Source organism: Massilia scottii (genome assembly GCF_030846495.1).
Lineage (GTDB): Bacteria > Pseudomonadota > Gammaproteobacteria > Burkholderiales > Burkholderiaceae_D > Telluria_A > Telluria_A violaceinigra.
Window position 1 is genome coordinate 112986 of record NZ_JAVCWM010000018.1, and the last position, 25315, is coordinate 138300.

Annotated in this window: 30 protein-coding genes; 8 read left to right on the forward strand and 22 right to left on the reverse strand. The window is 65.8% G+C overall.

Going from position 1 to position 25315, the window contains the following annotated elements; all coding sequences use genetic code 11:
* Positions 1–35: 35 nt before the first annotated feature.
* From RBA41_RS22945 to flgB, 4 genes are read right to left on the reverse strand one after another with little or no spacing between them, the layout of a single operon-like run.
* On the reverse strand, positions 36–1223 hold the full coding sequence (locus tag RBA41_RS22945) for a flagellar hook protein FlgE (RefSeq protein WP_306626562.1): 1188 nt from the start codon (positions 1221–1223) through the stop codon (positions 36–38).
* A 12-nt stretch (positions 1224–1235) separates the two neighbouring features.
* Complete coding sequence (locus tag RBA41_RS22950; RefSeq protein WP_306626563.1) at positions 1236–1931, reverse strand: flagellar hook capping FlgD N-terminal domain-containing protein; 696 nt, start codon at positions 1929–1931, stop codon at positions 1236–1238.
* Between the two features lie 4 nt (positions 1932–1935).
* Complete coding sequence (gene flgC, locus RBA41_RS22955; RefSeq protein ID WP_306626564.1) at positions 1936–2355, reverse strand: flagellar basal body rod protein FlgC; 420 nt, start codon at positions 2353–2355, stop codon at positions 1936–1938.
* A 2-nt stretch (positions 2356–2357) separates the two neighbouring features.
* Complete coding sequence (gene flgB / locus RBA41_RS22960) at positions 2358–2723, reverse strand: flagellar basal body rod protein FlgB (RefSeq protein WP_306626565.1); 366 nt, start codon at positions 2721–2723, stop codon at positions 2358–2360.
* Positions 2724–2821: 98 nt separating this feature from the next.
* Here flgB and flgA point away from each other — a divergent pair, with 98 nt between their 5' ends.
* Positions 2822–3562, forward strand: coding sequence for a flagellar basal body P-ring formation chaperone FlgA (gene flgA, locus RBA41_RS22965; RefSeq protein WP_306626566.1), 741 nt, complete (start codon positions 2822–2824; stop codon positions 3560–3562).
* Between the two features lies 1 nt (position 3563).
* On the opposite strand, the gene RBA41_RS22970 is transcribed toward flgA, so the two are convergent.
* The 17 genes from RBA41_RS22970 to fliE form a co-directional block, all read right to left on the reverse strand.
* The gene (locus RBA41_RS22970; protein ID WP_306626567.1) at positions 3564–4289 is read right to left on the reverse strand and encodes a glycoside hydrolase family 73 protein; all 726 of its coding nucleotides are present in this window, start codon (positions 4287–4289) and stop codon (positions 3564–3566) included.
* Entirely contained in the window at positions 4276–4704 is a 429-nt protein-coding gene (gene flgN / locus RBA41_RS22975; RefSeq protein ID WP_306626568.1) for a flagellar export chaperone FlgN, read from the reverse strand. Before flgN ends, RBA41_RS22970 begins: the two co-directional genes overlap by 14 nt.
* A complete protein-coding gene (flgM, locus tag RBA41_RS22980) occupies positions 4701–4994 on the reverse strand; it encodes a flagellar biosynthesis anti-sigma factor FlgM (protein WP_306626569.1) in 294 nt (97 codons plus the stop codon). The genes flgN and flgM overlap by 4 nt, the downstream gene beginning before the upstream one ends.
* Before the next feature lie 35 nt (positions 4995–5029).
* On the reverse strand, positions 5030–5995 hold the full coding sequence (locus tag RBA41_RS22985; RefSeq protein WP_306626570.1) for a flagellar motor protein MotB: 966 nt from the start codon (positions 5993–5995) through the stop codon (positions 5030–5032).
* A complete protein-coding gene (gene motA, locus RBA41_RS22990; protein ID WP_306626571.1) occupies positions 5979–6911 on the reverse strand; it encodes a flagellar motor stator protein MotA in 933 nt (310 codons plus the stop codon). The genes RBA41_RS22985 and motA overlap by 17 nt, the downstream gene beginning before the upstream one ends.
* 57 nt (positions 6912–6968) lie before the next feature.
* Positions 6969–7733 carry a FliA/WhiG family RNA polymerase sigma factor gene (locus RBA41_RS22995; RefSeq protein ID WP_374709592.1) on the reverse strand — a complete coding sequence of 255 codons (765 nt, stop codon included), beginning with the start codon at positions 7731–7733 and terminating at the stop codon, positions 6969–6971.
* 64 nt (positions 7734–7797) lie between these two features.
* Positions 7798–8259 carry a flagellar basal body-associated FliL family protein gene (locus RBA41_RS23000; protein WP_306626573.1) on the reverse strand — a complete coding sequence of 154 codons (462 nt, stop codon included), beginning with the start codon at positions 8257–8259 and terminating at the stop codon, positions 7798–7800.
* A complete protein-coding gene (locus RBA41_RS23005; RefSeq protein WP_306626574.1) occupies positions 8256–9578 on the reverse strand; it encodes a flagellar hook-length control protein FliK in 1323 nt (440 codons plus the stop codon). Before RBA41_RS23005 ends, RBA41_RS23000 begins: the two co-directional genes overlap by 4 nt.
* Before the next feature lie 2 nt (positions 9579–9580).
* Entirely contained in the window at positions 9581–9898 is a 318-nt protein-coding gene (locus RBA41_RS23010; RefSeq protein WP_306626575.1) for a hypothetical protein, read from the reverse strand.
* Entirely contained in the window at positions 9891–10280 is a 390-nt protein-coding gene (fliS, locus tag RBA41_RS23015; protein ID WP_306626576.1) for a flagellar export chaperone FliS, read from the reverse strand. Before fliS ends, RBA41_RS23010 begins: the two co-directional genes overlap by 8 nt.
* 15 nt (positions 10281–10295) lie before the next feature.
* Positions 10296–11681, reverse strand: a complete 1386-nt coding sequence (gene fliD / locus RBA41_RS23020; RefSeq protein WP_306626577.1) for a flagellar filament capping protein FliD — start codon at positions 11679–11681, stop codon at positions 10296–10298.
* 46 nt (positions 11682–11727) lie between these two features.
* Positions 11728–12162, reverse strand: a complete 435-nt coding sequence (locus RBA41_RS23025) for a flagellar FliJ family protein (protein ID WP_306626578.1) — start codon at positions 12160–12162, stop codon at positions 11728–11730.
* Positions 12159–13475, reverse strand: a complete 1317-nt coding sequence (gene fliI / locus RBA41_RS23030; protein ID WP_099874632.1) for a flagellar protein export ATPase FliI — start codon at positions 13473–13475, stop codon at positions 12159–12161. Before fliI ends, RBA41_RS23025 begins: the two co-directional genes overlap by 4 nt.
* Positions 13472–14158 carry a flagellar assembly protein FliH gene (fliH, locus tag RBA41_RS23035; protein WP_306626579.1) on the reverse strand — a complete coding sequence of 229 codons (687 nt, stop codon included), beginning with the start codon at positions 14156–14158 and terminating at the stop codon, positions 13472–13474. Before fliH ends, fliI begins: the two co-directional genes overlap by 4 nt.
* Positions 14155–15183: a flagellar motor switch protein FliG gene (locus RBA41_RS23040; RefSeq protein WP_099874634.1), complete on the reverse strand. Its 1029-nt coding sequence runs from the start codon at positions 15181–15183 to the stop codon at positions 14155–14157. Before RBA41_RS23040 ends, fliH begins: the two co-directional genes overlap by 4 nt.
* On the reverse strand, positions 15164–16900 hold the full coding sequence (gene fliF / locus RBA41_RS23045) for a flagellar basal-body MS-ring/collar protein FliF (protein WP_374709591.1): 1737 nt from the start codon (positions 16898–16900) through the stop codon (positions 15164–15166). The genes RBA41_RS23040 and fliF overlap by 20 nt, the downstream gene beginning before the upstream one ends.
* A gap of 43 nt (positions 16901–16943) precedes the next feature.
* Positions 16944–17246, reverse strand: a complete 303-nt coding sequence (fliE, locus tag RBA41_RS23050; RefSeq protein ID WP_510184555.1) for a flagellar hook-basal body complex protein FliE — start codon at positions 17244–17246, stop codon at positions 16944–16946.
* A 492-nt stretch (positions 17247–17738) separates the two neighbouring features.
* Between fliE and RBA41_RS23055 the strand changes: the two genes are divergently transcribed.
* The 7 genes from RBA41_RS23055 (at position 17739) to RBA41_RS23085 (ending at position 24085) form a co-directional block, all read left to right on the forward strand.
* Positions 17739–18623: a hypothetical protein gene (locus RBA41_RS23055; protein WP_306626581.1), complete on the forward strand. Its 885-nt coding sequence runs from the start codon at positions 17739–17741 to the stop codon at positions 18621–18623.
* 98 nt (positions 18624–18721) lie between these two features.
* Positions 18722–19015 carry a FliM/FliN family flagellar motor switch protein gene (locus tag RBA41_RS23060; protein ID WP_374709593.1) on the forward strand — a complete coding sequence of 98 codons (294 nt, stop codon included), beginning with the start codon at positions 18722–18724 and terminating at the stop codon, positions 19013–19015.
* Complete coding sequence (fliP, locus tag RBA41_RS23065; RefSeq protein WP_306626582.1) at positions 19012–19764, forward strand: flagellar type III secretion system pore protein FliP; 753 nt, start codon at positions 19012–19014, stop codon at positions 19762–19764. Before RBA41_RS23060 ends, fliP begins: the two co-directional genes overlap by 4 nt.
* A gap of 51 nt (positions 19765–19815) precedes the next feature.
* Positions 19816–20085, forward strand: coding sequence for a flagellar biosynthetic protein FliQ (locus RBA41_RS23070; RefSeq protein ID WP_099874639.1), 270 nt, complete (start codon positions 19816–19818; stop codon positions 20083–20085).
* A gap of 4 nt (positions 20086–20089) precedes the next feature.
* Positions 20090–20866, forward strand: coding sequence for a flagellar biosynthetic protein FliR (fliR, locus tag RBA41_RS23075; protein ID WP_306626583.1), 777 nt, complete (start codon positions 20090–20092; stop codon positions 20864–20866).
* Positions 20859–22001 (forward strand): flagellar type III secretion system protein FlhB, encoded by a 1143-nt coding sequence (gene flhB, locus RBA41_RS23080; RefSeq protein ID WP_306626584.1) that lies wholly within the window; start codon positions 20859–20861, stop codon positions 21999–22001. Before fliR ends, flhB begins: the two co-directional genes overlap by 8 nt.
* Positions 21998–24085, forward strand: a complete 2088-nt coding sequence (locus RBA41_RS23085; protein WP_306626585.1) for a flagellar biosynthesis protein FlhA — start codon at positions 21998–22000, stop codon at positions 24083–24085. The genes flhB and RBA41_RS23085 overlap by 4 nt, the downstream gene beginning before the upstream one ends.
* A 155-nt stretch (positions 24086–24240) precedes the next feature.
* Here the strand turns inward: RBA41_RS23085 and RBA41_RS23090 are convergent, their stop codons facing one another.
* Complete coding sequence (locus RBA41_RS23090) at positions 24241–25146, reverse strand: hypothetical protein (RefSeq protein ID WP_306626586.1); 906 nt, start codon at positions 25144–25146, stop codon at positions 24241–24243.
* Between the last annotated feature and the right edge of the window lie 169 nt (positions 25147–25315).

A 25315-nucleotide genomic window follows, 5' to 3' on the forward strand; every position in this document is an offset into this window, starting at 1 on the left:
CTCCCTCAATGAATTCAGTATTTCCGTGCAGATACTTATAGTGCCTGCATTAAGGATTGAATCATCTGATTTTCTGTTGAAATCACCTTGGAATTTGCCTGATAGTTGCGCTGTGACGTCATCAGGCCCACCAACTCTGACGTAATGTCAACATTCGAGCGTTCCAGCGCGCCGGTATTGAGCTTGCCGGCCAGGCCGCTGCCCGGGGTGCCGTACAGGGCCGCGCCGGACGCGGAATTGGCGGTCCAGCTGGTGTCGCTGACCGAGGTCAGCGAACCTTCGTCGGCGAAGGTGGCGATGGCCACCGTGCCCACCACCTGCTGCTGCTCGTTGCTGTACTTGGCCAGGACGGAACCGTCGGTGCCCATTTCGACGCCGATGAAGGTGCCGGAAGCATAGCCGTCGGTGCTGTTGGTGGTGGTGATGGCTTCGCCGGCGAACTGGGTGGTGCCTGCGTAGTTCACGTCCAGCGTGATCGGGGCCGAGCCGTTGGTCGGGGTGATGTTCAGGGTGGTCACGGGCGGCACCGGCGGCAGCTGGCCCATGTTGTCGAACGCCAGGGCGGTGGTGGTGGCCAGCGGCGCGCCGCCGTCGACCGTGTAGTGCACGGTCATGTTGGTGCCCGCACCCTTGACGAAATACTGCGACAGGGTGTGCTGGCTGCCCAGCGAATCGTAGACCACCGATTGCTTGGCCATGTTGTAGGACGAGGCGTTGGCCGGATCGAAGGCGGCGGCCGGGGTCACCCAGTCGTTCGACAGGTTGCCGACGTAGTTGACCTTGGTGCTGGCGACGGCTGGAATCTGGCCGGTCGGCACGGTGATATTGCCCATCACGCCCAGCGCGCTGCTGCCCTTGACGGCGGCGTAGCCCTGCACCGAGCGGCCGTTGCTGTCGACCAGGAAGCCATCCTTGTTGGCCGAGAAGATGCCGACGCGGCTGTAGTTGACCACGCCCTGGCTGTCGCGGCTGACAAAAAAGCCACGGCCGTCGATGGCGGCGTCGAGGCTGCGGCCGGTGGTGGTCACGCCACCGTTGAGGCCAATGCTCTGGGTCATCGAACCGACTTCGACGCCGGTTGCCTGGGAACCGGCATACATCGAGGAAAAGTTGGCGCGGGTGCTCTTGAAGCCGTAGGTGCCGGCGTTGGCGATATTGTTACTGACTGCCTCGAGCTGGGTGTTGATCGACTGGATGCCCGACAATGCGATTTCGAAACTCATGATGGTCTGCCTTTAATTTGCGGTGGAGGAGTTGGCGGCCGCCAGCGATGCGCCGGACTTGCCGTTGAAGCCAGTGACGGACGACGGCGCAACATCGCCGATTCCTGCCACCTTGAGGACCACACCGCCACCGGCCGACATGCGCACGCTGTCCAGGCGGCCGATGACTTCGATGGCGTCGAGCGCACCAGCGCTCGTTTGTACTTTGATATCGTATTTCCCAGGCGCCAGACCAAGCGCGACCGGATCGATGGAAAACGTTTGCGGACCCGAACCGCGCGAACCGAGCTGTACTTCGCGCTTGACGCCGTCGGGGCCAAGCAGGGTCACCGTATTGGTGGCGCTGGCCGCGCCCAGGGTGATGCTGGCCTTGAGCGGCGTGCCGTCCAGGCGCACGCTGTTGGTCTTGACGGTGATGTCGGAGCCGACCTGGGCGCCCAGGGCCAGGGTCTGGATGCTCTCGAGCACGCTGGCGCTGGCGCTGTTGAGCTTGGCGAGGCTTTGCATCGCCTCGGTCTGGCTCAGCTGCGAGAGCTGGTTGACGAACTGCGACGGATCGCTCGGCTCCAGCGGATCCTGGTTGCGGATCTGCGCCACCAGCAGCTTGGTGAACATGTCCGCCGTTTCGCTGGCCGGGGCCTGGCCGACGATGGTGTTGGCATTGCCGGCAGCCTGGTTATTGGCGCCGTTGAGGTTATTGGTGATCATCGGATCAGCCTTCGCCGAGTCGCAGCAGGCCCGCTTGCATCGACTTGATGCGTCCCAGGACTTCCACATTGGTTTCAAAGGCACGCGAGGCCGACATCATGTCGGTCATCTCGGCCACCTGGTTGACGTTCGGGTAGAACACCATGCCGTCGGCATTCGCCACCGGATTGCCCGGCTCGTAAGCCTTGCGCAGCGGTTCGGCCGATTCGACCACGTCGAGGACCTGGACCCGGCTGCCGGCGCCGAGCTTGCCGGCACCGCCGTCGAGCATGGCGGCGAACACGGGTTTGCGGGCACGGTAGGTTTCGCCTTCCGAGCCGGACACCGAATCGGCGTTGGCCAGGTTGCTGGCGATGGTATTGAGGCGCACCGACTGCGCCGCCATGGCCGAACCTGCAATTTGGGAAATGTCTTTAAAGCTCATGATTATTGTCCTGCGATGGCTTTGGCCAAACCCTTGAGCCGCATGTTCACGAAGGTCAGGCTGGTCTGGAAATCGGATGCGTTTTGCGAGAACGCGGCTTGTTCGACGCCGATTTCGACGGTGTTGCCGTCGGCGCTAGGGTGGTAAGGGACCCGGTACAAAGCGGCCTGGTCATCGGCGCCCAGGCCCGGCATCTCCGACTCGGTCTCGATTCGCTGCTGCAGCATGGCACCGAAGTCGACGTCGCGTGCCGTGAATCCCGGCGTGTTTTCGTTGGCGATATTGGCGGCCAGTACGCGGGTGCGGTCGGCGCGCAGATGGAGCGCGTCGGCGTGCACGCCAAGTGCCTTTTGGAAATCAATCGACATGAAGCTTCCTCCGTGAATGAACTGCAGTGTGAATCTGGTTAAAATGACGCTGTGCGGCGTTCCTTGCGTCGTGCGCAACGTTTGCCAAGGTGCTACTTATGTCTGAAGTCCGCCGCGCCACCAGCGCTTTGTTACTGCCATTAACGGCCGCTGCACTGATTTCATTAGCCGGGGGCAACACAAACGCTGCCGACATATCGATCACGGCCAGGCTGGAGCAGGCTGCGCACGAGCAGCTGGCGCGCCAGGCCGACACTGCCGGCTTGGCGGAACCGCAATTTACTGTCAACGTTGCAACACCGCGCGCGGCCCCGCCATGCGCCAAACCGGTCAACATCGAAGCGGTCGACACGCGCACGCCGGCGCGCATGCGCTTTGCCGTGCTGTGTCCCGACGCCGGCGGCTGGAAATATGAATACGTGCTGCGCGCCTCGGTCAGCGCGCTGGTGGCCGTTACCGCCGCGCCGGTCGCGGCCGGGCAGATGCTCACGGCGCAGGACGTCACACTGGAGCGGCGCGATGTGACCACCTTGAGCGACGCCATCGGCTCGGCCGAAGCGGCCACCGGACAAGCGTCGCGGCGCTCGCTGCGGGCCGGCGAAGTGCTGCGCCAGGCACAGCTGAGCGCGCCATTACTGGTCAAGCGCGGCGAGCCGGTGGTGATGCTGGCGCGCTTCGAGGCGATCGAAATCAGCACGTCCGGCGAAGCGCTCGACGCCGGCGCCTTGCATGCGCTGGTGCGGGTGCGCAACCTGGCCAACGGCCGGGTGGTGCGCATGCGCGTGATCGCGGCCGGCACGGTCGAGCCGGTCGAGATGCCGCGCCCGGCGCAGCCGTGATTCATTCCGACGCTCCCTGCAGGCGGGCGGCCAGGCGGGTCAGCTTGGCGGCGTAGGCCGGATCGGTGGCGTAACCGCCCTTGGCCAGGCCCTCGGCAAAGGCGCGCGCATCGTTGCCGGTGCCGATGGCGGCGGCGTAGCGCGGATTGTCGAGCAGCACCTGGGCGTAGTCGCGGAACGCGGCGCCCTGGTCCGGATAACTGCGGAAGCGCTCGGTTTTCTTCACGGCGGCGCCGTGTTCGTATTCGGTGGTGGCGTTGTCGGCCACCTCGCCCTGCCAGCTGGCACCGGCCTTGATGCCGAACAGGTTGTGGGTGGTGGCGCCTTCGGCCTGGCGCAGCGGACGCTGGCCCCAGCCCGATTCGAGCGCGGCATGGGCCGACACCAGCTGCGGCGCCACGCCCAGGCGTTCGCCGGCTTGGCGGGCCCATGGCGCGATCTGTTCCAGGAAAGCCTGTTGCTCGGAACCGTCGGCAAAGGCGCCGCCGACCGTGCTTGGGGCTACCTCGGCGTCCTGCAGGCGCGCCTGCAGCATGCGGCCCTGCGGACTGAGCATGGAAGCGCCGCTGTCGGCGCTGCCCTGGCTGATGAAATCGGCAATCTCGTTCTGCATCGAGCTGTAGACGCCGCCGAAGCCGGCGCCGCCGCCCACGGCCGCCATCGGGCGGGTGGACTGGGTCGGCGTGGCCGGCGCGATGCTGGCGGTATGGAAATCAGCGTGCCTCATACAAGGTCTCCTCTCCGTGCAGCACACGCTGCATGATGGAAAATTGTTCGGTCAGCAATGCGCTGTTGCGAACATTCAAACGTTTGCATTCAAGTACCAGTTGCTCCAGCGATTGCCAGGCGGCGCTCAAGGCCTCGCGTTGCGGCGCGCCCAGGCTGGCGATCAGGGCCGCCATGTCGGCGCTGGCGCCGCACAGGGCGCGCACCAGCGATACGCGCTGCACGCGGCGCTGTTCCATCGCGTCGAGCTGCGGGGCCAGCTCGTCGGCCAGTCCGGCCAGCTCGGCGCTGCGGTGGCGCAGGGCGGCGTCGAACTGGCGCGCCAGCAGCGCCAGGATGGCCTGGCAGGCATCGATGTCGGCGCTCACGCCGGCGCTGAGCTTGCTTAGTGCCTGCTCGCGCGTCATGCGGCTCATCCCTGGCCTCCGTGGAAGCGTTCGATCAGGCCGGCCAGGCGGGCCGGGTCGAACGGCAATTCACCCTTGGCCAGGGCGTCGCGCAATTGCGACACGCGCTCGTGGTCGATCTCGGGCATGGCGGCCAGCGCGGCCATGGCCGGCTGCAGCACTTCCGATTGCAGGGCGCCGGACGGCGCGGCCACGCCGGCGCCGCTGGCCACTGGCGTCTTGACGTCGGACGCCACCGCGGCGCTGCTGCGCTGTACGGCCGATGCATCGGCGGACGCACCGCCAGCGGAGATTTTCATGCGTGGACCTCGGCTTTTCGATTGGATCGTCATGATTATTTGCCTTGGGCGTCGGCGCCATTGGCGTTCTTGACGCTTTTGAGTTTATTGCGCAGTTCCTCGACCGTCCCCCTGGTGCCGACCGCCGTTTCGGCGCCGACCTCGTTCTTGCCCGGCACGCCGAACATGGCGGCCACGGTACTGGCCTGGCTGTTGGTCAGGATCAGCAGTTCGATGCGGCGGTTCACGGCCGCGCCGGTATTGGACGGCTCGAACGGGGCGCGGTCGGCCATGCCCACCACCTGCAGCACGCTGTCCGGATTCATGGAACCGGCCAGCAGCTGGGAGCGGGCCGCCATGGCGCGCGCATTCGACAAGGTCCAGTTCGAGTTGCCATCCTGGTCGCCCGCATATTTGCGCGAATCGGTGTGGCCGACGATCAGCATCTGGTTTTCCATTTTTGCAAAGACCGGACCCATCTGGCGCATCAGGCGTCCGAAGCGATCGGTCGGCATGGCGCTGCCGAGCAGGAACATGCCCTGGCGGTCGGTGTCGTGCAGGGTGACGCGCAAGCCGTACGGGGTGATCACGGTTTCCAGGTTGTTCGACAAGCCCGCTTCCACGCTCATGGTGCCCAGCTGGCGCGACAGCACGGCCAGCTCGGCCGGCGAGTCGTAGCGCACTTTCGGGCCTTCGCCGCCGTTTTCCTTTTGCGAGGAGGTGCCGCTGTGGGGCATGGAGAAGCGCTCGATCAGGCTGCCGCGCGGGCCGCCGCCGATTTCGGGCTTGTTGCCCTGGCCGTCGGCGTAGCTGCCATTCTGCTCGCGCACCATGGCTTTCATGGTTTGCTGGTCGCGTGCCGCCATCAGCCACAGCACCAGGAACAGGGCCAGCAGCGCCAGGCAGAAGTCGGCGAAGGCGACTTTCCAGGCGCCGCCGTGGTCGTCCTCGTGCGCCTTGCCACGGCCGCGCACGATGATCGCCGCGTCGTGCTTGTCATGTTTATCATGCTGCTTTTGCACGCGGCTCTCCTGCACGGTCTGTGGCGCGGCGTTTCGGCGATGGCGATTCGTCGCCTTCGCCGCCCATGGCGTTGATCCAGCTTTCGAGCTGGGCGAACGTCGGCTTGATGTTGAGCTGCACCAGGCGGCGGCCGGCATCGATGGCCAGCAGGGCCGGTTTGCCGGCCACGTGGGTGACCAGAACGACTTTGACGCATTCCATGTTCGACGCTTCCTGGTTCACAAGCTGCTTCATCATGTTGCTGATCGGGTCGAGTACGCCGTAGCAGAAGAAAATACCGAGGAAGGTGCCGACCATCGCGGCGCCCACCTTGGCCGAGATCGCGCCGGCATCGGCCCCCTCGGCCACCGAGTTCATCGCCAGCACGATCCCGAGCACCGCCGCCAGGATGCCGAATCCGGGCATCGCTTCGGCAATCTTGTGCAGCGACTTGGACGGCTGCACCAGCTCTTCGTGAATGGCTTCCAGTTCCTGCTCCAGTACGCCTTCGAGCTCATGGGCATTGATTTTTCCCATGGCCATTAAACGGAAATTATCGACAATAAACGCCAAAAGTTTAGGCTCTTCCAGCACTAAAGGGTAACGCTGGAACAAGGGGCTCGACGCGGGATCTTCCACGTGCGCATCGAGCGCTTTCAAGCCACCTGCCGCGGTCTGCAGCAATTCATACATCAACAACAACAACTGGCGCTGGAACTCGGAACCTTGCTTCTTGCGCACGATAATCTTGCGCAGCTGGGTCGTCAGTTCCTTGAGCACATGGTTGGGGTTGCCCAACACCAGTGCACCGGCGCCGCCGCCGGCGATGATCAGGATCTCGACCGGGTGCCAGATGGCCTCGAAGGTGCCGCCCATGAGCACGAATCCGCCGAAAATACAGCCGAGAACGATGGCAATGCCGACTAGTTGCTGCATGTTAAATTCCTTTGGTAAGTCGTGATGTGCGAAAGAAGCGGGTAAAACATGTCCTGATCAGCCTTTGAGGGCCGCTTTCATCTTGGCCAGCGCCGCCTTGTTGAGCTGGCAGACGCGCGCGTCCGACAGATCCAGCACGGCGGCCACTTCCTTGTAGCTCAGTTCAAATTCGTAAATCATCTGGATCACGCGCTGTTCGCGCTCGTCGAGGGCCATCAGGGCCTGTTCCAGGCTGTGCTTGACCATGAACTGCTCTTCCGGGCCGGGCGCGCTGTGGGCCCGTTCAGCGGCTTCCTGCAGCACGTCGTCAAAGCTGAGCAGCAGCTCGGCGCCATCGTCGAGCTGGTATTGCACGTAGGCTTCGGGTGTGAGACCCAGCGCGGCGGCCGCTTCCTGGTCGTTCGGCTCGCGCCCGAGCGAACGGGTCAGGGCGCGCACCTGGTCGCGCATCTTGTGGCTATCCTGGCGCACCGCGCGCGGACGCCAGTCCTGGCGCCGCAGCTCGTCGAGGATGGCGCCGCGGATGCGCAAGGAAGCGAAGCTGCCGAAACCGGCGTCCGGCATGCCATAGCGGCGCAGCGCTTCGAGCAAGCCCATCAGGCCGATCTGTTCCATGTCTTCGCGCCCCATCACGCCCGAGACCTGGGCGTTGAGCTGGCGCACGATGCGCTTGACCAGCGGCGCGTAGGCCACCAGCTGGCGCTGTTCTTCGCGGGCGTCGAGCACGGGGGCGTATTCGGCCACCTGGGCGGCGCCGTAAGCGCCGCCGTACTCGCTGGCGTGTTCACCTGGCACGCCATGGGCGTGCGCGTTGCCGCCCATGTAGCTGGCGGCGCTGCTGCAGTCGGTGTAATCGGCGTGATAGGCCACAGGATTCCCGGGTTGGCTATTCGATGATCAGTTTGCCGATCATGACTTCGGAGAACGGCTTTTCGAGCTTGTCCTTGTCATAAGTGGCGGCGAAAGTGCTGTTGATCTGCTCGGCGTACTGCTCGACCGTCAGGGCCTGGGCCGCGCTCATGGTGTGCGCCGACAGGGCGCGCACGGCCACGCTGCGCAGCATCGGCAGGTCATCCTTGACCTTCTTTTCCTGCTCGGCCGTGGTCGACAGCACCAGGTCGGTCGAAATGTAGTGGGCCTGGGTTTCGCCGGGGCTACGGCGCAGCATGACGATGACCTTGTCGAGCGAGACGTAGCGCGCCGGCTTTTTCTTCGGCGCTTCCGATTCGGCGTGCTTGCCATCCTTGCCCGGCATCGGCTGCTTGAAGTACAGGGCCGCGCCGGCCCCGGCGGCGCCCAGGATGCCGATGACCACAAAAGCGACGATCAGTTTGGTGGTCTTTTTCATGCTGCATGCTCACGGCCGGACAGCGAGAACGTGGCCGACGGATGGCCCGCTTCGGCCAGCGCGCGGCCAGGATCGTTGTCATTGCTGTCGCGTTCAGGCTGGCGCTGGCGGCCTTGCTGTTCGCCAAAGGCGGCGCCGCTGCGCGGGGTTGCCGTAATGGTCACGGCGACATCGCTGAACTGGCGCTGGGCCAGGTCGGAACGCATGGCATCGCTGACGCTGTTGAGCTGGCGCCGCACTTCGCTGTGGGTGGCGCTGATGTTTACTTCCAGCGCGCCGCCGGCGGCGTGGCGGATCGCGATCTCGATGCGGCCCAGCTGCGGCGGATCGAGGCGGATCACGGCCTGGTCGATGTTGCGGCCCAGTTGCAGCTGCAGGCGCTCGCCCAGCGCGTCGCGCAGGGGCTGCTGCCAGTCGGCCGGGTTGGCCGGCAGTTTCACCTCCAGCGCAGCGGCCATGGCCGCGCCCTGGGACGCCAGCGCGTTGGCGCCGTTCATGACGTTGGCCGGCCCGGCGAGCGGCGCGTCGCTGCGCAGCACGGTGTCGACGGTGGCGGCGGCCAGCGGCTGGACCGTTGCTGCCACGCCGGCTTTCTGGGCTGCGGGAGCCGCTGCGCTGCCTGGCGTCGCGCTGTCGCCGGTGCGCACCGCTGCGCGCGGTGCCGGCGCGGCGGCCTGGGCTTGCGCCGGCAGGGCTACCGGAGCGGCTGCTGGCGAGCGGGCATCGGCGGCGCCGCTGTCGGTGGCGCTGTCGCTGGCGCCAGCGCTGCTGGCGGCGGCGGCCGGCGCGGCGCTGAAGGTGGACGAGACGGTGCTGGCCGGGGCCGCGGGCACGGCGGCGGCGATGGCGATGGCGGGTGCGGCCGGCATGGCCGGAGCCGGCGCGGCAGCCGGGGCCAGCGGGCTGGCAAAGCTGGCCGGGGCGCTGGCGCCAGCGGCCGGTGCGGCGCCGGCGACGGGCGCGGCCAGGGTGGCCGGCAGGCTGGACGGCATCGGCACGGCCGGCGCCAGGACGATGCCGAGCGGCAAGGTCATACTCATCGTCATGGCCGGCGTGGTGGCGTAATCGGGCGTGTCGACCGACACGGCGGGCGCGGCGCTATCGGGCAGGACGCCAGGCTCGGCCAGTCCGTCCGCCGGCGCGGCCTCGGCGCTGCCGGCCTCGCCTTCAGGGACGCTCACCTGGACGGCGGCGATGTCGAACATCAGCCAGCTGGCGAACGGCGCGGCGGCGTCGCCGCCAGGGGTGGCAGGGACGGCAGCGGCGGGCGCGGCGGCGCCAGTGGCGGCGGGGGAAGGGGTCAGGTTAGCGAGCATCATGGTTATGCCTGGTTACGTTCTGAATCAGTTTCATTGTCGAGGGCGTAAGCGATAAACCCGGCCTTGTTCGTGTGCATGTCGTGCATTTGCGCTCCCAGCAGTTCCAGCTCGGCGGCGCACAGGTCGGCTGCCTCGTCGTGCTGGGCGCGCAGCGCTTCCAGGGCACGCTTCTCAAGCGGGTTCCACGGGCCGCTGGCGGCCAGCACGCGCAGCTGGGTGCTCAGGGTGCCGACCGCGCGGTCGAGCGCGACCCAGTCGCGCGCGGCGCCGGCGCTGGCCAGGGCCGCCGTCAGGGCGTTCAGGGCGGCGCGCCTATCCATTGCGCGCCTGCACGCCGAGCCAGCCCTGGCGAATCGTGCCGAGAATGTCGACCACTTCGTCCAGCATCGCCGGGTCCATCTTGATGCCGGCCCCGTGCAGGCGGGCCGCGCAAAAGTCATACAGTCTTGCCAGGTTTTCCACCACGTCGCCGCCTTGTTCGAAGTCCAGCGAGCTGGACAGTCCATTGATGATCTCGACACATTTGTCGATGCTGACCGCCTTTTGCTCGTAGCGCTTGCCGACGATGTGGCCGCGCGCGCGGGCCAGTTCGTCAAGCAAGCCATCGGTCAGCAGCAAGACCAGCTCGACCGGTGATGCACGGGCCGTCTGAGCATCAAGGTTAACCGAGTGGTAGTCGCTGTAAGCGTCGGAATAGGACATCTTTTCCTCTCTTGATTAGGATTTGTCGCCGAACAGTGCGTCGAACATGGATGTGTTGGACGCCATCCGGCTTTGCAGTGTTTGCAACTGTGTAAATTGCATGAGATAGCGCTTGTAGGCGCTGTCGAACTGCTTGTCGAGCTGGTCCTGGCGCTTGACCAGGCTGGTCTGCAATTTGGTGTTCTGTTCCAGGCGCTGCTTGAGCTGGCCGTCGGTGCTGCTGCTCCATTCCTTCAGGTAGCTGTCGAGACTGCCGGCGATGCCGCTGCCGCTGCCGTTGACGCTGCTGCCGATGAGGGTGTCGAGGCCCTTCGGCGATACCCCGAGCTGGCTGGTCAGGCGCGTCGCGTTCAAGCTCAGGCTGCCGTCGCGGGCGGCGATGATGCCGTAGGCGGCCAGGCTGTCGGCGCCATTGGCGCCGCGCAGCATGCTCACCATGCGCCCTTGCAGCACGCGCACGCCGCCATCGTTGGCGAACACGCCGCCGGCCTGGCCCTTGGCCGGGTCGCCCGGCGCCACCATGGCATCGATCACGCCCTTGAGTTTGTTGTAATCGTCGACGAATTTCTGCACCTTGGCCACGGTGGCGGCGTTGTCGCTGGCCACCGTCAGGGTCACCGGCGCGTCGCCCGGTGCCTGGGCCTTGGCGAAGGTCATGGTCACGCCGTCGACGTTGGTAAACACGTTCGACGCTTGTTCGATCTTGGTGCCGGTGCCCTGGGCGCCGAGCCAGACGATGGCATCCTGGCCGGCCACGACTTGCTTGGCGTTGAGCGGATCGGACAGGGCGGTTTGCAGGCCGGCATTGTTGACCGCGGCGGTGTTGAGCGAAATATTGCCGGCCGCGCCAGTCGTTTTCGAGGTCAGCATCAGCTGGGTGACGCCGTTGACGGTGACGATCGAGGCCGATACGCGCCCGTTGTTGGTCGGCTCGGCATTGATGGCGGCCGCGATTTCGCGCGGGGTCAGGGTGGCGTTGCCGTCGCTGTTGGCGCTGGCCAGGTTGATGGTAAAGCCGGGCGCGCCGCCAAATTCGATGCCCAGGCTGCCGCCATCGGCCGCGCTGTCGGCCAGGCCGCTGTAGGACACCTGGTTGGCGGTGGCGACGCGTTCGACGAAAAAGCTGTAGCTGCCGGCGGTGGCGTTCACGCCCGCGCTGGCGCTGCCGACCGCGGTGTTGCTGAAGGTCGCGGCCTGGCTCAGCATGGTCTTGCCGGAGGTCAGCGCGGTGAGACTGCTCTGGTACGACGAAATCGCCGAGCGCAAGGAGGTGAGCGCCGAGGCGGCCGCGCTGGCTTGCCTGGTCTGGGACGTCAGGATGCTCTGGCGCGCCGAGGTGTAGTTGGTCGCCAGGCCCGTTGCGGTGGTGGCCGGATCGTAGGTGTTGCCAATGGTCGCCATCGTATTCTCCAGAGTGTCTTAAAGGTTAGCTTGCTATTACTTGCGATTACTTGCGGCCGGCCAGCCACGATTGCGTGGCCAGGTCGTCTTCGCGCTTGCGCTCGACCCGGTTTTGGGCCAGCGCCGCCACGCCTTTTTTCTGTTCCAGCACCTGGCCCAGCAATTCGCGCTCGCTCCAGGCGTCGTTCAGGGCGCGCTGCGACACGGCCATGGTCGCTTCGTGCAGGCTCAGGTCGGTGCGGTGATTGTCGGCCAGCGCGATCACGGCCAGCTTGTACTGGCCGCAGTTGAGCGCCAGCGCCAGCGGCAGCGCACCGCTGGCGCCGCTGCCGCTGGCCAGGCTGTCCAGGCGGGCCAGGTTGGCCTGGTAGCGCGCCTTGGTGGCGTGCTGGGCGGCCATGTCGGCCTGCAGCTTTTCCACCTTGCTGCTGCGCAGGCGGACCAGGGTGTCGAGGCTGTCGATCGTGCTCTTGATGGTCATGACATCATCGCTTCCAGTTGGGAAATGCATTCAGGCAAAGGCGCCGCTTCCCGCGTGCCCTGGCACAGGTAGGCGTCGATATGCGGTTCCAGGCGCACCGCGTGGTCGGTCACCGGATCGGCGCCCGGCACGTAGGCGCCCAGGGGAATCAGGTCGCGCACGCGGGCGTGGCGCGCCAGTGCGGCCTTGAGCTTGCGGGCGGCCAGCGCGTGCGGGACCGGGACCACCTGGGCCATGCAGCGGCTGATCGAGGCGGCCACGTCGATGGCCGGGTAATGGCCGCGTTCGGCCAGTTCGCGCGTGAGCACGATGTGGCCGTCGAGAATCGCGCGGGCGGTGTCGACCACCGGGTCTTGCTGGTCGTCGCCTTCGGCCAGCACGGTGTAGATGGCGCTCATGCTGCCGTGTTCGTGCTCGCCGTTGCCGGCGCTTTCGACCAGTTGCGGCAGGGCCGAGAACACCGATGGCGGATAGCCCTTGGTGGCCGGCGGCTCGCCCAGCGCCAGCGCCACTTCGCGCAGCGCCATGGCGTAGCGGGTGAGCGAATCGACCAGCAGCAGCACGTTCAAGCCCTGGTCGCGGTAATGGGCGGCGATCGCGTGGCACAGTTCGGTCGCGCGGATGCGCATCAGCGGCGATTCGTCGGCCGGGGCGATCACCAGCACGGCTTTTTTCAAGCCCTCGGGGCCGAGCGACATGTCGACGAATTCGCGCACTTCGCGCGAACGCTCGCCGATCAGGCCGACCACGACCACGTCGGCCACGGTCTGGCGCGTGATCAGGCCCAGCAGCACGGACTTGCCGACGCCGCTGCCGGCCATCAGGCCGACGCGCTGGCCCTTGCCGATGGTCAGCATGGAATTGATGGCGCGCACGCCGACGTCGAGCGGCTCGACCACGGGCTGCTTTTTCAGCGGATTGATTTTCGGCGGCGTCATCTCGAGGCGATGCTCGCCGCCCAGGCGGCCCAGGCCGTCGATCGGCTCGCCCAGGCCGTTGACCATGCGTCCCAGCCACGACGGGCCGATCTGCAGGGTGGCGGCGGTCGGGCTGGGCAGCACGCGGGCGCCCGTGGTCAGGCCGATGGCTTGCTTGAACGGCATCAGGAACGACAGGCGTTCGCGAAAACCCACCACCTGGGCGTCGAGCCAGTCGCCATTGACCGTTTCGATGCGGCAGCGCTGGCCCGTGTGCAGGCGGCAGCCGGCCGATTCCAGCAGCAAGCCCGAGGCGCCGACCAGGCGCCCGGTCGGGATCGCGACCGGGACGTCGTCGAGCTCGACGGTGCGCAGGGAATCGGCCAGGGTGCTCATGCTTCCATCTCATCAAGCACGCGTTCAGGCGCCGCCAGCAACTGGGCGCTGACCTGGGTCATGCAAGCCGCCAGGCGGCCCTGGCAACCGGCGTCGACTTCATTGTCGCCGGCGCGCACGCGGCATTCGCCCGCTTGCAGCGACGGATCGGGCAGCAGGCTCCACTTGGCGGCGCGCACCGGATCGAGTTCGGTGATGCGCTTGAGTTCTTCCGGATTGAGGCACACTTCGATGCCGTCGCGGGTCGGCGGCATGGCGGCCAGGGCTTCATCGACCAGAGCGAGCAACTGCACCGGCTGGAGCGCCAGTTCGGCGCGGATCACCTGGCGCGCCACCTTGCCGACCAGGTCGACGACTTCCTTGCGCTGGGCGGAACGGAATTCCTCGACCATCTGGTTCAGTTGCGTGAACATGCCGTCGAGCGGTCCGGCCAGCTGCTCGAAGCGGTCCTGCACCTGCTGCATGGCTTGCTGGCGGCCGGCGGCCTGGCCCTCGGCCAGTCCGGCGGCGTAGCCTTCGGCGCTGCCGCGCGACTGGCCGCTCTCGTAGCCGTCGCGCTGCCCCTGCTGGTAGCCGTCTTCGACCGCGTTCTGCCACTGGCCCGCGGCCTCGGCGGAATGGGCGGCACCGAGCGCGTCGAGCTGCGACAGCGGTGGGAAATGGTAGGGGCGAAATTGTTTCATTCTATGACGGCCTCGGCAAACAGTTGGACTTCGATCTCGCCGTTGTCGGCCAGTTGTTTCACGGTTGCCATGATGTCCTTGCGCGTCTGTTCGATGCGCGAGAGCGGTACCGGACCGGCGCGGCGCAGCAGGTCGTCGAAGTTCTGGGCCTGGCGGCGCGGCATGGTGGTGAGGATCGCATCGCGGATCGCCGGTTCGGCGCCCTTGAGGGCGATGGCCCACTGTTCCAGCGGCACGTCGTCGAGGATGCGGGTAATCGTGGCCTCGGTCTGGCGCGACAGGATGAAAAAGTCGTACATGCTCATTTCGATCTCGGACACCACGTCCGGATCGTGGGCGCGCAGCAGTTCGACCATGCCGGCGCGGTTGCCCGGCAGCCGGTTGAGGATCTCGGCAACCTGGCGGATCCCTTCCACGCTGGCGCTCTGGGTGTCGAGGGCGCCCAGGCAGCGGGTCACCAGCTCTTCCAGTTCGGTCAGGAGGTCGCGGTCGATTTCATCGAGCCGCGCCAGGTTCAGCAGCACCAGGTCGCGCCCCTCGAGCGGCAGGGCGTCGAGGATCTGGCCGGCCAGGGCCGGCGGCAGGAAGGCCAGGAACACGGCCTGCATCTGCACGTGCTCGTTGGCGACATAGTCGGCCAGCCATTTCGGCGAAGCCCACTGCAGGCGCGCCATCATCGGACGGATCGCATCGCCGTAGATGTTGTTGAGCACGCTGTTGGCGATGTCGCTGCCGAGCGCCAGGTCGAGCGAGCGCTTCAGGTAGCTGCGCGAGGCCCCATGCACGCCCGACTGCTGGCGGTAATCGTCGAAGAAGGTTTGCATCGCCACGCGCACGGAATCGACCTTGATGCCGCTCATGCGCGACATCACTTGCGTCACTTCCAGCAATTCCTCGCGGTCGAGGCAGCGCAGCACGGCCGCGGCCGGCTCTTCGCCAATGCTCAACAGGACGATGGCGGCCTGTTCGACAGGGGTCAGTCCAGGCGCCTCTTCGGCGTCCACGTTATTGTCCAGTTCGGCCATTTTTCTGCATCCATTGTTTGACGACTTCGGCGACCCGCTCCGGTTCCTTGGCAGCGAGAACTTTCAGGTGATCGACCATCACATCGACTGCCGATCCGGCAGGGGGAAGATCGTAGTTTTCCAGCAAAGGCACCATCGGCAGCGGTGCGCCCAGGGCCGGGGCGCCGCCCACGAGCTCGACCGCACGGGTCTCGCCTACGCGCATGTCGCCCGCACGCAGCGCCGGACCGGCCACGGCGGTGGCGGCACCGGCCGGGCCACCGAGCAGCTGGGCGTCGGCGGCGACCGCAGCGGCCGGCGCCAGGCGCACCGTCAGCAGGCGCAGCAGCGGACGGATGATCAGCAGGAAGCCGAGCAGGATGCCCACCGCCCACGCCGCCCAGCTGCTCATGTCGACCACGTTGTCGCGTTCCTGCCACCATGGGGCTGCGGCGGGCTGGACCGGGAAGGTCATGGCCGACACGGTCAGCACATCGCCGCGTTCGGCGTTGATGCCCAGGCCGCTGGTCAGGGTTTTTTCGATATTCGCCAGTTCGGCGGCGCTCCAGCCGGTCTTGGCGGCAGCCACGTTATTGTTCAGCACCACAGCCACGCTGAGCTTCTTCAGACGGCCGCGGCTGCGCTTGATCTGGGTGATGTTGCGGTCGTAGGCGAACTGGCGCGTGCTGGCGTTCTTGCGCGCGCTGCCGTCGTCCAGTGCCGGATCGGGGCTGGCGCCGGCGCCCGCGCCTGCGACCTGCGGATCGGGCAGGGCCGGCGGACGGTTCGACAGGGTGCCCGGCACGCCCATCGCCATGCGGTTCTTTTCCTGCTCTTCGCGCACCGCTTCGCTGGTCACTTTCGGGGCATCGCCGTATTTCTCGCTGGTTTCCTCGATCTTGTCGTTGTCGATCTCGGCGGTGACGCTGAGCTTGAAGTTGTTCGCGCCCAGGACCGGACCGAGCAGTTCATTCACGTTGCCGCGCACCTGATCCTGGTATTTCTTGGCGTTGGCGTCCGCGCCCTGGCCGGCGCCGTCGAAGCCGTCGGAGAGGTCGACCCGCGACGACAGGTAGTTGCCGGCCTGGTCGACCAGGCTGACGCGCTGCGGCGAGAGGCTGGCGACGCTGCCCGAGACCATGTTGATGATCGCGGCGATCTGTTCCGGCGCCAGGGTGCGGCCCGGCTTGACCGCGATGACGACCGAGGCCGACGATTTTTCACCGTCGCTGGCCACGAACGAGGTCGAACGGGCGATCGACAGGTGCACCCGGGCCGAGGCGATGGCGTCGAGCGCCAGGATGCTTTGCGACAGCTCGCCTTCGAGGCCGCGCCGGAAGCGCACGTCCTGCACGAACTGGGACACGCCCAGCGGATCGTTCTTGTCCATCAATTCCAGGCCGGCCGGCAGCTGGGCACTCAAGCCCTTGGCGGCGAGCAGCATGCGCACCTTGCCCAGTTGCGACGAGGGCACCAGCAGCTGGCCGGTTTCCGGATGCAGGCGGTAGGAAATCTGGTCGGCATCGAGCACGGCCATCATGTCGCCCGAGGCCACCCGTTCGCTGGCGCCGAAGACCGGCTTGTAGCCAGCCTGGTCGTTCCACAGGTACATCATGACCGCGGCCGTGATGGCGATCGCCAGCACCAGGATCGGGGTCAGGTTGTTGCGCAGCGCTGGCGGCAGCGAAGGCATGGCGCCCATGCGCCCGGCGAAGTTGGATTTGAGAGAGGCAATCACGCTGGTTTTTTCCCGCGGTTAAGGTAACGTTGCAAACAGGGGCTCAGACCGGGAGCTTGATCAGCTCGTCCACGGCACCCATGACCTTGTTACGCACCTGCATCAGCATCGAGAAGGACAGGCTGGCTTCCTGGCTGGCCAGCATGGCGCCGACCAGGTCGTCGCTCTTGCCGCTGTCGACGTCGTTCATTTTCTGGCCGGCCTGGGCATCCTGGCGGTTCACGCTGTCGAGCGCATCTTTCATGCTCTGGGTGAAGGAAAACCCGGCCGGGAGCGCTTCGCCGGCGGTCGCTCCGATGTTGGCGTGCGCGGCCATGTGGCCCGCATCGTTGGCCAGGATTTTCATCTCCGACTGGAGCTGTCCGGCGAGCGAATTCGATGTTGTATTTCCGACTTCCATGTTGTCATCCCTGCATAATTTTTTGTTCATAATCAAACAGTTACGACTGATTTTCTGTCGTAGCCGGCCTGAACGGTGAAGCGCCAAGTGTGCGCGTTCCGTGCCGCGATTCCAAACGAAAACATGCTCGACGGCAAAAAGATTTATTGCTGAGTCGGGTAAAACCAACAAATTTCACTAAACCTCTTGGAGGAGAAGCAAAGGTGTCGAAATGCTTAACGATATCGCTTACTGTTGGTAACGGGCGGGACTGTCGGAACTTGAGCCGATTTCCCGATTTGGTTGCCGTACCGCATCAAATGCCTACTTACCGTACGGCAATTATAGTGCCACTCGGAAATTAAATCCATCAAATAAACATGCTCTGATATACTGTTTTCCTCAAACAAAACAAAGAGTTGCCCTCCTTGCCACGCACTTGCCGAGTTACTTATGACCATGACAAATAAGACAAACTTGCCGGCATCCCCGCAGGTGCTCGACCCCCGGCTGCTGGGCCGGCCAGTCCATTTGCTGCCCCATTTCGCGGCCCAGTTTGCCGAGGATCTGGCCGCCGCCTTGCGCCAGCCAGCCCTGCGCCGCTACTGGGATGGCTTTCAGCTCGAAGCGAGCGGTTTCGTCGGTCCGCCCGACAGCAGCCAGAGCGGGCGCTGGCTCGGCTTTACCAGTGGCGCCGGGGACGCCGGCGGCATCGCCTTCGCGCTCGAACGCTCGCTGCTGCTTAGCGTGCTCAACCAGCGCTACGGACGCCGCGGCGCGGCCCCCGCGCCCTCCGTCGATCCCGCCACGGTACGCGTGACGGCCACGGAAGAACGCCTCGCAGTTGTGTTAGGTCAACAATTAGCGTCGGTCCTCTCCAAGCGGGTGGATGCAAACCTTGCGCGGGCGCATAATGAACCCGGCGCGGCTTCCACCGAGCTGGTGCCGGGCAGCGTGCCGCCGGCACCGCCCAGCGCCGATGGCTGGACGCTCGGCATTACCCTGCGCCAGGCCCAGAGCGGGGAATGCGGCCAGCTGTGGCTGGCGCTGGACCAGGACATGGTGGCGCGCGTGCTGCTCGGGCTGTTGCCGGAGCGTGCGCGCGAACGGGCGCCGGCGCGCCCCAGCGTGGCGCTCGGCACGGCATTGCAAGTGACCGTGGAAGGACGGCTGGTGAGCAAGGAAATCACGCTCGAAGCGCTGTTTGCGCTCAAGCTGGGCGACATCATTCCCGTCACGGTGGGCCGGGCCGATGTCTTGCTGGCCGAGTCGCGCTTGTTTACGGCGGCGGTCACCGAGCACAACGGCTCGCTCTGCTTAACCTCTTTTGAAGATAGCGACTAATGAAAATCAACGAGAACGAACTTCAGGCGCAGGATCCGGACGCCGGGATCGACGAAGAATTGATCATCGATGAACCACAGATGGGCGTGCCATCGGGCATGGACGCCCCGCGCGCGGCCGACAAGCGGGCGCAGCGCGACTTGCCGCAGATGATGCGCAAGATTCCCGTGACCCTGACCCTGGAAGTGGGCTCGGCCCGCATCTCGCTGCAGGAATTGATGTCGATCGGGCCGGCCAGCGTGATCGCGCTCGACGTGCTGGCGGGCGAGCCGCTCGTCATCAAGGTCAACGGCACCCCGATCGGGCGCGCCGAAGTGGTGGTGGCCGGCGAACAGTACGGGCTCAAGGTCATCGACCTCGACGGCCTGGACCTGGACCTGATCACCGCATGAGAGAGGGCGCACGGGGCCGCGGAGCCGCGCTGGCCGTGCTGGCCGCCGGCCTGCTGTACTGCGCGCCGGGCGCCGCCCAGGACTTGCTGGCCGGGGTGATCCCGGGCGCCAAGACCGACCTGACGGTCAAGTCGCAGGTGCTGGTCCTGATGACCCTGCTTGGGCTGTTGCCCATCATGGTCATGATGATGACCTGTTTCACCCGCTTCGTGATCGTGCTCTCGCTGCTGCGCCAGGCGCTCGGCCTGCAGCAGGGTTTGCCGAACCGCATCATTACCGGCGTGGCCCTGATTCTCACCCTGCTGGTGATGCGCCCCATCGGCGACCAGATCTGGCGCGAGGCCTTCGTCCCCTACGACCAGGACAAGATCGGCATGCAGGACGCCCTGAAGGTGGCCGAAGTGCCGCTCTCGCGCTTCATGCTGGGCCAGACCAGCAAGGCCGCGCTGGCCCAGGTGGCGCACCTGGCGGGCGAGGCGGCCGACCTGGCGCCCCAGAAGCGCGCGTTTACGGTCAAGCTGGCGGCCTTTGTGCTGAGCGAACTGAAAACCGCGTTCCAGATCGGCGCCATGCTGTTCATTCCGTTTCTGATCATCGACCTGGTGGTGGCCTCGGTCCTGATGGCGATGGGCATGATGATGCTCTCGCCGCTGGTCATTTCCCTGCCGTTCAAGCTGCTGCTGTTCGTGCTGGTCGATGGCTGGACCCTGACCGTGAACACGCTGGTCGGCAGCATACGGCCGTTCTGAGGGCCGCACCTTGATGGGAGAGAGCATGGGAGAGAGCATGGGAGAGAGCCGATGACCCCCGACGTGGCCGTGGACCTGATGGTCGGCGCGCTGCAGATCGTCATGCTGATGGTGCTGGTGCTGGTGGTGCCGGGCCTGATCACCGGTTTGCTGGTGGCGCTGGTGCAGGCCGCCACCCAGATCAACGAGCAGACCCTGAGCTTTTTGCCGCGCCTGCTGGTGACCCTGCTGGCGGTGATCGTGGCCGGGCACTGGATGACGGCCTACCTGATGGATTACTGCGTCTCCGTCTTCCAGCGCGCCGCCGCCCTGGTCGGCTAGGCGCATGGAGCTGGCCGGCTACCTGCTGCCGCTGCTGAACGCCCTGTGGTGGCCGTTCATCCGCAACCTGGCGCTGCTGTCGTCGGCGCCGGTGGTGGGCGACATCCTGGTGCCGCTGCCGGTGCGCGTGCTGCTGGCGCTGGTGCTGTCGTTCATGATGCTGCCGTTTTCCCCGGGCAATGCGGCGCTCGACCCGTTTTCCGTGCTCGGCATCGCCACCACCCTGGAGCAGGCCGTGATCGGCGGCGTGCTGGGGCTGGCCATGCACTTTTCCATGTCGGTGATCAATGTGCTCGGCTACCTGGTATCGAGCCAGATCGGCTTTTCGATGGCGCAGATGAACGATCCGGTCAACGGCACCGCCTCGGACGTGGTGTCGGGGATGCTCTCGCTGCTGGCCATCATCGTGTTTTTCGCCATCGACGGCCACCTGGTGCTGACCGGCGTGCTGGCGGCCAGCTTCAAGGCCTGGCCGGTGGGCGGCGGCTACGGGGCGGTGCTGCTGCATACCGTGGCGCTCAAGGCGGCCTGGATTTTCGCCGCCGCCATGCTGCTGGCGCTGCCGATCGTGTTTTCGACCCTGGTGGTGCAGCTCGGCTTTGGCCTCTTGAACCGGGTGGCGCCCTCATTGAATCTGTTTTCGCTGGGCTTTTCGCTGACCACCCTGTTCGGTCTGATGATGCTGGTCCAGATCGTGCGTTTCATTCCCGAACACTACATTGCGATGAGCAACCAGATCCTCGAACTGATCCAACAACAGATGCGGCTCGCCCATGGCTGACGAGGCGAGCGGTGGCGAGAAGACCGAAAAGGCCTCGCAGCAAAAGCTGCGCAAGGCCCGCGACGAAGGCCAGGTGGTGCGTTCGCGCGACCTGGGCACCGCCATCGGCATCCTGATCAGCCTGAAACTGTTCGCCATGATGGTGCCGACCTACCTGGCCTCGTTCCGCAATCTGTTCGACCTGGTCTTCATTCCCCTGGGCGCGGAAGGGGTCATGGAAAACGCCATGTCGACCATCTTTAGCAGCACCATGTGGCTGTTGATCAGCATGGTGCTGCCGCTGCTGGGCGTGCCGTTCGCGGTGGTGCTCTCGTCCCTCATTCCAGGCGGCTGGGTGATCAGCTCCAAGAACCTGGCACCGAAGATGAACCGCCTGTCGCCGGCCAAGAACCTGGGCAACCTGTTTACGGCCAAGCACGGCATCGGCGTGCTGACCTCGGTGGCCAAGGCCGGCGTGCTGGGCTGGGTGCTGGTGTACGTGAGCCGCTCGGGCATGAATGCCTTTGTCGAGCTGCAAAAGATGCCGCTCAGCGTGGCCCTGCCGACCGGCGCCGGCCTGATGCTCGACGCCCTGATGGCCATGTGCATGGTATTCATCATGTTCGCCGTGATCGATGTGCCGGTGCAGGCGTTTTTGTTCGCGCGCAACCAGCGCATGAGCAAGCACGACCAGAAGGAAGAGCACAAGAGCAGCGAAGGCAAGCCCGAAGTGCGCCAGCGCATCCGCCAGCTGCAGCAGCAGATGGCGCGCCGCAGCGTCAACAAGACCGTGCCCACGGCCGACGTGGTGATCGTCAACCCGGAACACTACGCGGTGGCGCTCAAGTATGAGTCGAGCCGCGCCGAAGCGCCCTTCGTGGTGGCCAAGGGGGTCGATGAAATGGCCCTGTACATCCGCCAGATTGCACGCCAGCACAATATAGAGACACTCGAACTGCCGCCCCTGGCGCGCGCGATCTACAATACCAGCCAGGTCCAGCAGCAAATTCCGGCCCAGCTGTACCAGGCCGTGTCGCAGGTGCTCAACTATGTGCTGCAACTGAACGCTTTCCGTGCCGGCCGGCGCACTGCGCCGCCACGTTTTCCCAACGAGGTGGTCGTGCCATCTCATCTGAGTGAGGTTCCCGCCACATGAGTTTCTTGAACAGCCTGCTGGGCGAGTTGAAGCGGCATAAATTTGCCACGCCGGTATTCCTGCTGGTGATCCTGTCGATGATCATCCTGCCGCTGCCGCCGGTGCTGCTCGACGTGCTGTTTACGTTCAACATCGTGCTGGCCCTGATCGTCATCCTGGTGTCGGTCTCGGCCAAGCGCCCGCTCGACTTTTCGGTATTCCCGAGCGTCATTCTCGGCACCACCATGCTGCGCCTGACCCTGAACGTGGCCTCGACCCGGGTAGTGCTGCTGCACGGCCACGAAGGCAGCGACGCGGCCGGTAAAGTGATCGAAGCCTTCGCCAACGTGGTTATCGGCGGCAATTTCGTGGTCGGCTTCGTGGTATTCGTGATTTTGATGATCATTAACTTCGCGGTGGTGACCAAGGGCGCGGAACGGATTTCCGAAGTATCGGCGCGCTTCACCCTGGACGCGCTGCCGGGCAAGCAGATGGCCATCGACGCCGACCTCAACGCCGGCCTGATCAACCAGGAAAAAGCCCAGGTGCGGCGGCGCGACGTGGCCGCCGAAGCCGACTTCTACGGTGCCATGGATGGGGCCTCGAAGTTCGTGCGCGGCGACGCGGTCGCCAGTATCCTGATTCTGATCATTAACATGGTGGGCGGCGTGGCCATCGGCGCGCTGATGCACAACTTGTCGTTCGGCGACTCTTTCCGCCAGTACGCGCTGCTGACCATCGGTGACGGCCTGGTGGCGCAGATTCCGGCACTGCTGCTGTCGGCCGCGGCGGCGATCCTGGTGACCCGGATCAGCGATTCGGGTGATTTTGAACAGCAGGTGGGCGGGCAGTTGCTGGCCTCGCCGGCGGTGCTGTACAGCGCCTCGGGCATGATGCTGGCGCTGGCCATGGTGCCGGGCATGCCGTGGATGATGTTCGGCATTTTCTCCATCGTGCTCGGCTATGTGGGCTGGCGTCTGGGGCGCAGGGTCAAGGCGCCCGACCAGGCCGGGGTGGCGGCGATCGAAGCGGCGCTGCGCGACGAACGCGCGCCCGAGCTCGAATGGCATCAATTGCCGGCGGTGCAGCCGCTGACGGTGGCGGTGGGCTACAAGCTGGTCGGGCTGGTCGACGCCGCCCAGGGCGAGCCGCTGACCAAGCGCATCAAGGGCGTGCGCCAGAGCCTGTCGGAAGCGATGGGTCTGCTGCTACCGCCGATCAATGTGCGCGACGACCTGTCGCTGCGCCCGACCCAGTATTCGATCATGCTCAGCGGCACCGTGGTGGCGGAAGCCGAAGTGGTGCCGGAATGCCTGATGGCAATTCCCTCGCCCTCGGTGTACGGCCAGCTCGACGGCATTCCCGGGATCGAACCGGCCTACGGCATGGCCATCACCTGGATTGCGCCGGCCGAGAAGGCGCATGCGCTGGGGCTGGGCTACCAGGTGGTCGAAGTGCCGAGCGCGATCGCCACGCACTGCTCGAAGGTGGTGCGCGACTATCTGCCGGATCTGTTCCGCCATGAAGACGTGCCGGCGATCCTGGAGCGGCTCACGGCGCTCTCGCCCAAACTGTCGTCGGCGCTGGACAAGGCGCTGACGCACACCCAGCTGCTGCGGGTATTCCGCGTGCTGCTGGCCGAAAATGTGTCGCTCAAGGATATCGTGGTGATCGGCACCACCTTGCTCGACAGCTCGGAAACGACCAAGGACCCGATTCTGCTGGCGGCCGAGGTGCGCTGCGCGCTGCGGCGCCAGATCGTCACCGCGCTGTTCGGCAAGAAGAAGGAAATGCCGGCGTTCAATCTGTCGGCCGAGCTGGAGAATATGCTGCTCGGTTCCCTGAACCAGGCGCGCCAGGGCGGGAAGGTCGCGCTCGACAATTTCCCGATCGATCCGCAGTTGCTGTCGCAGCTGCAGCTGAACATGCCGGTGGCGCGCGAGCAGATGAAGCAGCAGCAGAGTGCGCCGCTGCTGCTGGTACTGCCGCAGATCAGGCCATTGCTGGCGCGTTACGCGCGCCTGTTCGCACCGGGATTGCATGTGCTTTCTTACAACGAAATCCCCGAAAACCGCGATGTGAGCATCGTCGGGACAGTCGGATAAGTTTCCTGACCGGCGGCCGGCGAACCGGGGTCAAACCGCCGATTTAGTTTCCTAACCGGGGTCAGACCTCCGATTAGAAACAAAAATATTGCAAATCGGAGGTCTGACCCCGGTGCGCCGGCCGCCGGTTAGGAAATAATTGCCGGGACGACCGATCATGGTTCACCGTAAGCCGTGTCGCCCGGCACCGGTCCCTCGGTAAACCGCACCGTCGTGGCCGCCTCCGGCCTGGAGGTCCCTGCCAGCAGCAGCGCCACTTCCGCCATGGCCCGGAACAGCGGCGGGGGCAGGGCGGCGCTGACCTGGGATGAATACTGCTGCAGCGGCTTGCCCGGCCATATTCCCTGCCTGACGCTGGCACGCGCCAGGCGCAAACCGGCCAGTTCGATCGCCTGCTTGAGCGCCGGCAGCGCCTGGCGCAACAGCGCCACCGCGCGCGGATGCTCGGCCGCCAGTTCCATCAAGACCCCATCGACCAGTTCCAGCTGCACCGTGGCATGGCTGCCGTCGGCCAGCACCACATCGAGCCGCAACGCGGCCTTGGCGCGCTGGCGCCGGCTGGGCGGCGGATCGGGCAGGCCGGTCAGCAGGCGCAGCGCCAATTGCTGGCCGCCCGCGCCCGGCAGCACGAAACGCCACGCTTCCGGGTGCCACAACAAGGTTGCCTGATGCGGCAGGGCGCTCGCCTGCATGGCTTGCTGGGCGCCCGACATCAATAGATTGCCCGACATGAACTGGGCCCGTCCCTGCTGCTGCAAGGTGGCCAGCTGGGCCGCGTAGGCTCGCACCATGGTGCGCCAGGCGTTGGCCAGGCTGGCGCCGTCGAGCACCGGCCAGGCCAGCTGGCGCGCCATGAAGACCTGGTCGGTGCGCATCGAGGCGCTTTCGTTCAGGTTGGCCGGCAGGCCCGTGCCCGGCCCGGCCGCGGCCACCGGTTCGGAGACCGGCAGCGGCAAGCCCATGCCCGCGGCGCCCGACCTGGCCGGTGCCGGCAGCAGCGACACCGGCGCCAGCGGTGCAATCAGTGGCACGCCCAGCGGTTGCGAATGGATGGTAGACATGGCGTTCACGCATGGTCAGGATAAAAAAAGAGCCAGCCGGGTGGCCGGCTGGCTCGGTCGTTGCCGGCTGACTAGGCCGGCGGCCGTGCCGCTTACTGCAGCAGCGACATGACCATCGAAGACATGCTGTTGCTCTGTTTCAGCATGGCGGTGCCGGCTTGCAGCAGCA

Bases quoted from the DNA above. Each gene is read 5' to 3' on its own strand.
- RBA41_RS23010 (WP_306626575.1), bottom strand. From the start codon at position 9,898: ATGGATAGGCGCGCCGCCCTGAACGCCCTGACGGCGGCCCTGGCCAGC.
- RBA41_RS23000 (WP_306626573.1), bottom strand. From the start codon at position 8,259: ATGAAAAAGACCACCAAACTGATCGTCGCTTTTGTGGTCATCGGCATC.
- fliH (WP_306626579.1), bottom strand. From the start codon at position 14,158: ATGAAACAATTTCGCCCCTACCATTTCCCACCGCTGTCGCAGCTCGAC.
- RBA41_RS23060 (WP_374709593.1), top strand. From the start codon at position 18,722: ATGGACGCCCCGCGCGCGGCCGACAAGCGGGCGCAGCGCGACTTGCCG.
- RBA41_RS23005 (WP_306626574.1), bottom strand. From the start codon at position 9,578: ATGATGCTCGCTAACCTGACCCCTTCCCCCGCCGCCACTGGCGCCGCC.
- flgM (WP_306626569.1), bottom strand. From the start codon at position 4,994: ATGAAAATCTCCGCTGGCGGTGCGTCCGCCGATGCATCGGCCGTACAG.
- flgN (WP_306626568.1), bottom strand. From the start codon at position 4,704: ATGAGCCGCATGACGCGCGAGCAGGCACTAAGCAAGCTCAGCGCCGGC.
- flgC (WP_306626564.1), bottom strand. From the start codon at position 2,355: ATGAGCTTTAAAGACATTTCCCAAATTGCAGGTTCGGCCATGGCGGCG.
- fliS (WP_306626576.1), bottom strand. From the start codon at position 10,280: ATGTCCTATTCCGACGCTTACAGCGACTACCACTCGGTTAACCTTGAT.
- RBA41_RS23070 (WP_099874639.1), top strand. From the start codon at position 19,816: ATGACCCCCGACGTGGCCGTGGACCTGATGGTCGGCGCGCTGCAGATC.
- RBA41_RS22945 (WP_306626562.1), bottom strand. From the start codon at position 1,223: ATGAGTTTCGAAATCGCATTGTCGGGCATCCAGTCGATCAACACCCAG.
- RBA41_RS23025 (WP_306626578.1), bottom strand. From the start codon at position 12,162: ATGACCATCAAGAGCACGATCGACAGCCTCGACACCCTGGTCCGCCTG.
- RBA41_RS23055 (WP_306626581.1), top strand. From the start codon at position 17,739: ATGACAAATAAGACAAACTTGCCGGCATCCCCGCAGGTGCTCGACCCC.
- RBA41_RS23085 (WP_306626585.1), top strand. From the start codon at position 21,998: ATGAGTTTCTTGAACAGCCTGCTGGGCGAGTTGAAGCGGCATAAATTT.
- flhB (WP_306626584.1), top strand. From the start codon at position 20,859: ATGGCTGACGAGGCGAGCGGTGGCGAGAAGACCGAAAAGGCCTCGCAG.
- fliP (WP_306626582.1), top strand. From the start codon at position 19,012: ATGAGAGAGGGCGCACGGGGCCGCGGAGCCGCGCTGGCCGTGCTGGCC.
- motA (WP_306626571.1), bottom strand. From the start codon at position 6,911: ATGCAGCAACTAGTCGGCATTGCCATCGTTCTCGGCTGTATTTTCGGC.
- fliI (WP_099874632.1), bottom strand. From the start codon at position 13,475: ATGAGCACCCTGGCCGATTCCCTGCGCACCGTCGAGCTCGACGACGTC.
- RBA41_RS23090 (WP_306626586.1), bottom strand. From the start codon at position 25,146: ATGTCTACCATCCATTCGCAACCGCTGGGCGTGCCACTGATTGCACCG.
- RBA41_RS23040 (WP_099874634.1), bottom strand. From the start codon at position 15,183: ATGGCCGAACTGGACAATAACGTGGACGCCGAAGAGGCGCCTGGACTG.
- flgB (WP_306626565.1), bottom strand. From the start codon at position 2,723: ATGTCGATTGATTTCCAAAAGGCACTTGGCGTGCACGCCGACGCGCTC.
- fliE (WP_510184555.1), bottom strand. From the start codon at position 17,246: ATGAAAATCCTGGCCAACGATGCGGGCCACATGGCCGCGCACGCCAAC.
- RBA41_RS22995 (WP_374709592.1), bottom strand. From the start codon at position 7,733: ATGGGCGGCAACGCGCACGCCCATGGCGTGCCAGGTGAACACGCCAGC.
- flgA (WP_306626566.1), top strand. From the start codon at position 2,822: ATGTCTGAAGTCCGCCGCGCCACCAGCGCTTTGTTACTGCCATTAACG.
- RBA41_RS22950 (WP_306626563.1), bottom strand. From the start codon at position 1,931: ATGATCACCAATAACCTCAACGGCGCCAATAACCAGGCTGCCGGCAAT.
- RBA41_RS22970 (WP_306626567.1), bottom strand. From the start codon at position 4,289: ATGAGGCACGCTGATTTCCATACCGCCAGCATCGCGCCGGCCACGCCG.
- fliD (WP_306626577.1), bottom strand. From the start codon at position 11,681: ATGGCGACCATTGGCAACACCTACGATCCGGCCACCACCGCAACGGGC.
- fliR (WP_306626583.1), top strand. From the start codon at position 20,090: ATGGAGCTGGCCGGCTACCTGCTGCCGCTGCTGAACGCCCTGTGGTGG.